Raw genomic sequence first — 8496 nt, forward strand, 5'->3', positions numbered from 1 at the left:
GTCCCCTCCCGCCCCTTGGTGGTGAAGAAGGGCTCGAACAGCCGCGGCATGACGTCCGCGGAGATGCCCGGCCCCGAGTCCTCCACCACCAGCCGGGCCTCGCCCGCCTCGGTCCGGGTGCGCACGCGCACGCTCCCCTGCCCTCCCATGGCCTGGGCGGCGTTGAGCAGCAGGTTGATGACAATCTGCGACAGCGGCCCGGCGTCCGCCCGCGCCAGCAGCCCCGGCTCCAGCCCCAGCTCCACCGTGACGCCCGCCAGCTCCGGCGCCGCGCGCACCAGGCGCACACACGTCTCCACCACCGTGCCCACCTCCACCGGCCCCAGCGACGCCGCCCCGGGCCGGCCCAAATCCAGCAGGCCGCGGATGATGCGGTCGATGCGCTGCACCTCGTGGTCGATGCGCTCCAGGAAGTCCTTCAGCTCCGGCGTGGTGGCCTTCATCCGCGCCAGCGCCACGTAGCCCAGGATGCCCGACAGCGGGTTGCCCACCTCGTGCGCCACACCCGCCGCCAGCCGGCCCACCGTGGCCAGCCGCTCCGAGGACACCAGCTCCGTCTGCGCGCGCGCCAGCCGCGCGTTGGCCTCGCGCAAGGACGCCATCTGCGAGCGCGTCAGGGCCTGCTCCGTGCGCAGGGCCTCCGCCATGCGCTGCAGCGCGCGCTGGATGCGCGACAAGAGCGGGCCGCCCTGCATGGGCACCATGTGCGGATCCAGCTCCAGCCGGCCGAACTGCTCCACCACCGCCTCCGTGCTGCGCAGCGGGCGGCCCACCGTCAAATCCAGCACCACGTACGCCAGCACCGTCACCGCCACGAGGTCCAGCCCGAGCAGCAGGGGCAACAGCCCCTTCACCCGCGCCAACATCTCCAGCTCCGGGCCGCCCGGCGGCGCCAGCCGGCGCACCCCTTCCAGGAGCCGGAGAAGGGCCGACTGCACCGACAGCCAGATGAGCCCCGTGGACAGCGAGCCCAGCAGGAAGGCCACGCTGGCGATGCGCCACTTCACCGCGAGCCCCCCGCGCTCATGCCAGCCCTGTCAGCATCAGCGCGATGTCCGCGGGCAGCACCCGCGCCAGCCAGGGGCTCAAGAGCAACAACTCCAGCCCCGCCAGCGCCAGCCAGGGCCCGAAGGGGATGCTGGTGCGGTCCGGCACCCAGTCCTCCTCCTGGCCCTCCTCGTCCAGCGGCGCGTCGGGGATGGGCTGGAACAGCAGGCAGAACGGCACCAGCACCAGCCGCTTCCACAGGGGGAGTCCGGGCCGGGTGAAGTCCCACGTCATCGTGAGCGGGGGCGGCTCACCCTCGGGCTCCTCCTCCGGCACGCCCTCCGTGCGAGGCCCGGCGCGGCCCGTCGCCAGCAGCATCAGGATGCCCACCACCGCGCCCTGCATGGAGGCGAAGAGGAGGATGCCGAGCAGCGCGCGCCAGGTGAGGAACGCGCAAAGCATGGCGACGAGGTACTTGTCCCCCGCCCCGAGCGCCTCCTTCTTGAAGACCTTCCAGCCCACGTACTCCATCAGCCGGAACGTCAGGAAGCCCACCGCGGCGCCCAGCGCCGCGTCCCGGAAGAAGTCCATGCCCCGGGGCACCGCGAGCACCAGTCCGACGAGGGTGCCGGACACCGTCATGGACAGGGGCAGTATCCAGTGGTCCAGGTCGATGAAGGTGAGCGGCACCAGCAGCGAGACGAGCACCAGCGCGGGCACCAGCTCGTACGTCCAATCGAAGCGGCGCAGGCAGGCGAAGTAGAGCAGCCCCGTGAGCAGCTCCACCAGGGGGTAGCGCGCGGAGATGGGCGTCTTGCACCCGCGGCAGCGCGCCCGGAGCGCCAGCCAGGACACGAGCGGGATGTTCTCGTACCAGGAGAGCTCGTGCCCGCACCTCGGGCAGCGCGAGCGCGGGTGGACGATGCTCTGCCCCGCCGGCACCCGCGCGATGACGACGTTGAGGAAGCTGCCCACGCACAGGCCCAGCACCACCAGGAACAGGGTGAAGATGGGCCCGAAGAGCCCCGGCAGGGAGGTCTGTGTCACGGGGCGCGCATCCTACCCGAGCCTCAGCGGAAGTCGCGCCGCTCGAACACGAGCGTGGCCAGCACGCAGAAGAGCGCGCCCCAGCCCAGCGCGTAGAGCGTGGCGCTGCCCAGCTCGGCCGCCGTCACCGGCAGCGCGTACGTGGCACGCGGCCGGAAGTTCAGCCGCTCCAGGTTGGGCAGCGCGTAGTAGACGGCCTTGCTCACCCACTGCACCAGCTCCACCTTGGACTTCACGCCCAGGTTGTAGATGTCGCCGCACAGGTGGCCCGCGAAGTACAGGCCCGTGGACACCAGCGCCGAGACGAGCTGGCTGGCGAAGGTGGACATCAGGAAGCCGACGCTGGTGAGCACGAACAGCTCCAGGTACAGCCCCCAGAGCGCGGCCAGCTGCGGCTGGGTGATGGGCGAGCGGTGCAGGACGAGCTGCATCCAGAACAAGAGGGTCATGGCCACCAGCAGCACGCCCAGCGTGAGCATGTTGCCCGCCAGCCGCGCCAGCAGGAAGCGGCTGCGGGACATCGGCTTGGACACCATCAGGAAGATGGTGCGCCGCTCGATTTCGCGGCTGAGCAGCCCCGACGACAGGAAGATGGAGAGGAAGACGAGCAAGAGGCTCATCACCCCCAGGCCGAAGTCCGTCACCACGCGGTCGAACGTGCTGACGGTGACCTCGGTGACGAGCGTGGTGGCGAACAGCAGCACCAGCGCGAAGGCGGCCACGAGCACCGTCACGCGGTTGCGCCGCGCCTCACGGAAGCCGTTCCACGCCATGGCGGTAAAAGCACCCATCACTGAATCTCTCCTCCAACGGTCTGTCCACCGGCCTTCTGCATCGCCTCGAGGAAGAGATCCTCCAGCGAGAAGCGCGCGGGCTGCAGGCTGCTGACGCGCCCGCCCTGGGCGATGACGGCCTGCAGCAACCGGTGCGCGTCCGCGTCCGGCACCCGCAGCCGCACGCGGCTGTCGAGCTGCTGCGCGTGCTCGTACGTGAAGCCCAGCGCCTGGAGCTGCTCCAGCGGCAGGCCATGCACCACCAGCTCCACCGAGGGCGTGCGCGCCGACACCAGCTCCTGCACGCTGCCCTCCTGCACCCGCTTGCCGCCCACCAGCACCGCCACCCGGTCGCAGAGCGCCTCCACGTCCGAGATGATGTGCGTGCAGAAGAGGATGGTCGTCCCCTTCTCCCGCTCGGCGAGGATGATGTCGCGCATCTGCCGGCGGCCCAGGGGGTCCAGTCCCGACGTGGGCTCGTCCAGCACCAGCAGGCGCGGCTGGCTGATGAGCGCCTGGGCCAGCGCCGTGCGCTGCACCATGCCCTTGGAGTAGCGGCGGATCTGCAGGTCCGACGCGCGGCCCATGCCCACCTCGCCCAGCACCCGCGTCACCCGCTGGTCCAGCTCCTGCCCGCTCAGGCCGAAGATGCGCCCCGCGAGCGTCACGAACTCGCGCCCGGTGAGGTACTCGTAGAGGGACGGGTTCTCCGGCAGGAAGCCCACCTGCCGCCGCACGTGCGGCCGGTCCGGGGACTCACCGAAGAGCAGCGCCTCGCCCTGGGACGCGCGCACCAGTCCCATGAGGATCTTGATGGTCGTGGACTTGCCCGCCCCGTTGGGGCCGAGCAGCCCGTAGACCTGCCCCGGCGCGATGTCCAGGTCCAGGCCCTGCAACGCCTTCACCTGCTTGTTGAGGAAGAAGCCCACCCGGTACGTCTTGGAGAGGCCTCGGATGCGCACCGGCGCCGGGCCCTCGGACGTCACGGGCGCCTCGGGCGCCGTCAGCTTCGTCGCCGCCGTCATGGCGTGCCCTCCTCGTCACCGAACACGATGCCGCCCGCGGCGAGGTCCTCTTGCAACTCCTTCTTCTTGGCGTCGTCGTACATCTCCAACCTGTAGAGTCCCGACGTGGAGCGCGCGCGCCCCCGCCGGTCGATGAAGAACTGTCCTTCCAGGGGGTCCTCCGGCGTGGCCTTCAGGTAGCCCATGCGCACCAGCTCCGGCACCACCCGCGGAAGCCGTCCGTGGTCCTTCTGGAAGGCGGAGACGGCCTGGTCAATCTCCGTGAGCACCCGCTCCCGGAGGATTTCCTTGATGCGGTGCTCGTAGAAGGCCCGCGCCTCGTCGTCGTCGGCGCTGTCGCGCAGCATCTCCGCCATGTGCAGGCCCGAGTCGAAGCTGCCGGCCTGGGCGTACAGGCGCGTGGCGAGGTGGCCGATGTAGTCGGGCATGTCCGGGAACTTCGCCAGGGCCGTGAGCAGGTCCGCGGCGCCCTTGTAGTCCCGGTCATAGGTCATCTTGTTGTAGGCCAGCTGGAACATGAACCGCCGGTCGTCCGGGAACTGCGCCAGCCCCTTGGTGAGCAGCCGGGAGGACAAGTCCGTGTTCACCCACTGCTCGCGGCCCAGGTTGAAGGGCGTGGCGATGGCGCCCCACTCGTACACGTAGCGGAACTTCGGGTCGAGGTCGGTCGCCAGGTCGGCGAAGAAGAAGACGTCCCGGTACTCGGTATGCGTGTTGGCGCGGCCCATCTGCTGGATGGCCTGCAGCCAGTAGAAGTCCGCGATCAACGGCTTCTGCGCGGCCCCCAGCACCTCGAGCAACTCGCGGCGTGGGAGGATGGGACCGTCCTTCGTTCTCAAGGGCTTGGCGGGCTTGTCAGCCATCAATGCAATGGAGCAGACAGCCAGACACAACGCTGCAATACGAATCAGCACGCGGGTCCTCTGAAAAGCGAAGGGCCGCCCCCCCAAGGGAAGGCGGCCCGAAGAACAGTGGCCGGGCCACCGTTCATTCCGAATCAGTTGTCGCAGGCGACGTCGTTGCGGGTGTTGTACGGGGTGCCCGAGGCGATGTTGCCGGACTCGGAGCAGCCGGTCGCGCCGCCGACGCCCTCGAAGCCGGCGATGACCCAGTCATCCGTGGTGGCCTCGTTGTCCGCGTTGCCCGCGGCGCCCGCGAAGAAGTTGCAGTTGGGGCAGTTGGCGAGGGCCGGCAGCACGCCGAAGGTGGCGGACATGCCCGCGACCGTCGTGGTGAAGGTGCCGGTGGCAGGGGCCGGGTTCGCGATGCGGGAGTTGGCGCCGAAGCGGAACGAGTCGTTCTCGATGCAGGTGATGGCGGCGGCGCCGGTGGTGATGGTGGCCGCGTCACGCGCCTCGCAGGTGCCGGCGGGCGACACGCGGTAGCCGTAGCGGTTGCCGCGCTCCGGAGCGAAGCCAATCTCGTTGGCGAACTCAGAGTAGCGGTCCTTCTCCGAGAAGAACGACTTCTGCGCGGTGTACAGGGCCTTGAGGTTGGTCTTGGCCTCGGACTGCTTGGAGCGCGCCTGGAACTTGATGAAGTTCGGGATGGCGATGGCGGCCAGGATGCCGATGATGGCGACCACGATCATGAGCTCGATGAGCGTGAAGCCACGGTTGCGGGGGTTGAAACGCGAAACGCGCATTGGGGGTCCTCAGGGAGGGTTTTCAGTGGGGCACTGCGCCCGCGGAGGACATTAGCACGCGGTATGCCAGCGGGGCTTTATTCCCAAGTGGCTGATTTCCGTAGCGCCCCCCTGCCCCGCTTGGATTCTGAGGTTGCAGGGCTGACAAAATTCGGCAGCAGGACTGACGAGAACTGTCGATCTCCACCCGGGGCGGCGCCACTTCCGCCGCTACGCGTCAACGGAGCCTCCGGGCTCGAGGTCGTCGGTGAGGCCGTGCTTGGCCAGGCGGTAGCGGAAGGAGCGGAAGGACAGGCCGAGCAGCTCCGCCGCCCGGGTCTTCACCCCGCCGGCCTGCTTCAGCGCCGCCAGCAGGTAGCGCCGCTCGCTGTCGTCCAGGTGGCGCTCGAGGTTGAAGCCCCCACCCAGGCGCGGCTCGTTCCCGTCCCCGGTGCGCGCCACCGGCTCGGACTCGCCGCGCACGGCCGGGGGCAGCGTGGTGGGGCCCAAGAGGTCCGAGTCGGACAGCGTGGCCGCGCGCTCCACCATGTTCTGCAGCTGCCGCACGTTGCCCGGGAAGGCGTAGCGCTCCAGGAGCACCAGCGTCTCCGGCGCGAAGCGCAGCGCCGGCCGGCCCAGCTCCTCCGCCATGCGGGCCAGGAAGTGGTTCGCCAGCAGGGAGATGTCCCCGGCGCGCTCGCGCAGCGGGGGCAGCTCCAGGGTGATGACGTTGAGGCGGTAGAAGAGGTCCTCGCGGAAGCGCCCCGCCTTCACCTCCGCCTCGAGCCGCCGGTTGGTGGCGGCGATGACGCGCGCCTTGAAGGGCACCTCCGCCGCGCTGCCCACCGGCTTCACCTTCTTCTCCTGCAGCACGCGCAAGAGCTTCACCTGCGTGGCCAGGGGCATCTCGCCCACCTCGTCCAGCATGACGGTGCCCTCGCCCGCGGACACCAGGAGCCCCGCCCGGTCCTGCATGGCGCCGGTGAAGGCGCCCTTCATGTGGCCGAACAGCTCGCTCTCCAGGGTGCCCTCGTTGAGGGCCGCGCAGTTGAAGGGCATGAAGGGCTGCGCCGCCCGGCTGCCGCGCATGTGGATGGCGCGGGCCACCAGCTCCTTGCCGGTGCCGCTCTCGCCCGTCACCAGCACCGTGCTGCGGCTGGGGGCCACCTTCTCCACCAGGGCCCACACCTCCTGCATGCGCGAGCTCTGCCCCACCGCCATGCCCAGGCCGGGGAGCAGCCGCGCCCTCAGGCCCCGGTTCTCCTGGCGGAGGAGGCGCTTCTCCAACGCCTTCTGCACCAGCAGGCGCAGCTCCTCGTTGTCGAAGGGCTTGCAGATGTAGTCGTACGCGCCCTCGCGCATGGCCTCCACCGCCGCGGCGGGCGAGCCATAGGCGGTGATGAGCACCACCTCGGGCGGCTCCGGGCGGGCGCGGGCGGCGCGCAGCACGTCCAGGCCGCTGCCGGTGCCCAGCTTCATGTCGGAGATGACCAGGTCCACCCCATCCTGCGCGAGCAGCTCGCACGCGGGCTTCACCGCGGGCACGCTCGTCACCACGTAGCCCTCGCGGTGGAGCAGCAGCTCCAGGTACTCCCGCATGGACAGCTCGTCATCCACCACCAGGACGTGCCCGCGCACGCCACCCTCTGCGGACTGCGGTGTCATCACAGCGGCAACCCCACCACGAATTCCGTCCCTTCTTCCCGGCTCGAGCGAACCTGGATGGAGCCCCCGTGCGCCCGGACGATGGAGTGCGCGGTGGACAGCCCCAGGCCGGTGCCCCCGTCCCGGGTGGTGAAGAACGGCTCGAACATGTGCCCCATCATCTCCTCCGTGATGCTGCCCCCCGAGTCCCAGACGCGGATGCGCGCCTCGTGCTCGGCCCGCGTCAGCGCCACCTTCACCTCACCCCGGGGCCCGGCGGCCTGGAAGCCGTTGCGCACCAGGTTGATGAGCACCTGACGGAGCTGGTCCGGGTCCACCGCCGCCGTCAGGGGCTCCGGCGTGGCCACCTCCACCCGCACGTCCCGCGCGAGCGGGTCCGCCCGCAGCATGTCCACCGTCTCCTGCAACAGTGCCTCCAGCGCCACCGGACGGCGCGCCGGCTCCGGCGGGCGCGCGAAGCGCAGGAAGTCCTCCACCAGGCGCGCCAGCCGGTCGGACTCCCGCAGGAGGATGTTGGTGAGCTTCTGCGCCATGGCGTCCCGCGCGTCCTGGGCCAGCAGCTGCGCGGAGCCCCGCATGGCCGCCAGGGGGTTGCGCAGCTCGTGCGCCAGCTGCGCCGAGAGCGCCCCCAGGCTGGCCAGGCGGTCCGCGCGCTTCAGGTCCTCCTCCACCCGCCGCAGCCGCGTCAGGTCCTGGAACACCATCAGCAGCGCGCCCTCTTCTCCCTCCAGCGGCGTCACCGACAGGCCGAGGATGCGCCGGCCGTTCCCCGCGCCCACCACCAGCTCGTTGCGAGGAGAGCGGGGAGGCAGGCTGGACGCGCCGGGCAGCAGCGCCTCCAGCTCCATGCCCACGCTGTCCGCCGCATCGACCTGGAGGATGGCGCACCCGGCGGGGTTCACGTACGTGACGCGCCCCCGCGCGTCGCACGTCACCAGCCCCGAGGGCATGGAGGAGAGAATCTGCTGCTGCAGCCGCCCCAGCCGCCGCAGGTCCGCCTCGCGGGCGGACAAGGCGCCGCCGGTGGCGGACAGCTGGCGCGCCAGGTAGCCGGCCAGCACGGCGATGAGCCCGAGCGCCAGCAGGTTGCTGCCGAGCACGAACAGCATCCGGCTCGGTGGCAGCGGGCTGCCGGGCGCGCCGTCCGCGAGCCACAGCGCCAGCACCAGCCCGCAGAAGCCCACCGCGGAGGCAGCGGCCACCCACAGCGCGCCGCGCCAGTCGAGCACCACCGCCGCGCCGATGACGGCCAGGCTGTAGAGGAAGGTGAGGGGCGAGTCCGCGCCACCGCTCAGGTACACCAGCCCGGTGGCGATGACGATGTCGCCGACGACCTGGACCCAGGCGTCTGTCTCGTATACTCTTCTGACGCTGC

General features: G+C 70.6%; 8 protein-coding genes. All 8 read right to left on the reverse strand.

What is annotated here, in order from left to right:
* The coding region (locus tag HG543_RS48565; protein WP_169351786.1) for a histidine kinase dimerization/phospho-acceptor domain-containing protein at nt 1–1007 on the reverse strand (1007 nt) is incomplete at its 3' end.
* A gap of 16 nt (nt 1008–1023) precedes the next feature.
* On the reverse strand, nt 1024–2034 hold the full coding sequence (locus tag HG543_RS48570) for a prepilin peptidase (RefSeq protein ID WP_169351787.1): 1011 nt from the start codon (nt 2032–2034) through the stop codon (nt 1024–1026).
* 23 nt (nt 2035–2057) lie between these two features.
* Nucleotides 2058–2825 carry an ABC transporter permease gene (locus tag HG543_RS48575; RefSeq protein ID WP_169351788.1) on the reverse strand — a complete coding sequence of 256 codons (768 nt, stop codon included), beginning with the start codon at nt 2823–2825 and terminating at the stop codon, nt 2058–2060.
* Nucleotides 2825–3832: an ABC transporter ATP-binding protein gene (locus tag HG543_RS48580; RefSeq protein ID WP_169351789.1), complete on the reverse strand. Its 1008-nt coding sequence runs from the start codon at nt 3830–3832 to the stop codon at nt 2825–2827. The genes HG543_RS48575 and HG543_RS48580 overlap by 1 nt, the downstream gene beginning before the upstream one ends.
* Nucleotides 3829–4695 carry an ABC transporter gene (locus HG543_RS48585; protein ID WP_246357840.1) on the reverse strand — a complete coding sequence of 289 codons (867 nt, stop codon included), beginning with the start codon at nt 4693–4695 and terminating at the stop codon, nt 3829–3831. Before HG543_RS48585 ends, HG543_RS48580 begins: the two co-directional genes overlap by 4 nt.
* A 134-nt stretch (nt 4696–4829) precedes the next feature.
* Nucleotides 4830–5477, reverse strand: coding sequence for a type IV pilin protein PilA (pilA, locus tag HG543_RS48590; RefSeq protein WP_169351790.1), 648 nt, complete (start codon nt 5475–5477; stop codon nt 4830–4832).
* 210 nt (nt 5478–5687) lie between these two features.
* Nucleotides 5688–7121, reverse strand: a complete 1434-nt coding sequence (locus tag HG543_RS48595) for a sigma-54-dependent transcriptional regulator (RefSeq protein ID WP_169351791.1) — start codon at nt 7119–7121, stop codon at nt 5688–5690.
* Nucleotides 7121–8496 (reverse strand): two-component system sensor histidine kinase NtrB (locus HG543_RS48600; RefSeq protein WP_169351792.1); only part of this gene is annotated, 1376 nt, incomplete at its 5' end. The genes HG543_RS48595 and HG543_RS48600, both read right to left, overlap by 1 nt.

Source organism: Pyxidicoccus fallax (assembly GCF_012933655.1).
Classification (GTDB): domain Bacteria; phylum Myxococcota; class Myxococcia; order Myxococcales; family Myxococcaceae; genus Myxococcus; species Myxococcus fallax.

Excerpts from the sequence above, each read along its gene's own strand:
- HG543_RS48575 (WP_169351788.1), bottom strand. The coding sequence starts at position 2,825 with ATGGGTGCTTTTACCGCCATGGCGTGGAACGGCTTCCGTGAGGCGCGG.
- HG543_RS48580 (WP_169351789.1), bottom strand. The coding sequence starts at position 3,832 with ATGACGGCGGCGACGAAGCTGACGGCGCCCGAGGCGCCCGTGACGTCC.
- HG543_RS48585 (WP_246357840.1), bottom strand. The coding sequence starts at position 4,695 with ATGGCTGACAAGCCCGCCAAGCCCTTGAGAACGAAGGACGGTCCCATC.
- pilA (WP_169351790.1), bottom strand. The coding sequence starts at position 5,477 with ATGCGCGTTTCGCGTTTCAACCCCCGCAACCGTGGCTTCACGCTCATC.
- HG543_RS48595 (WP_169351791.1), bottom strand. The coding sequence starts at position 7,121 with ATGACACCGCAGTCCGCAGAGGGTGGCGTGCGCGGGCACGTCCTGGTG.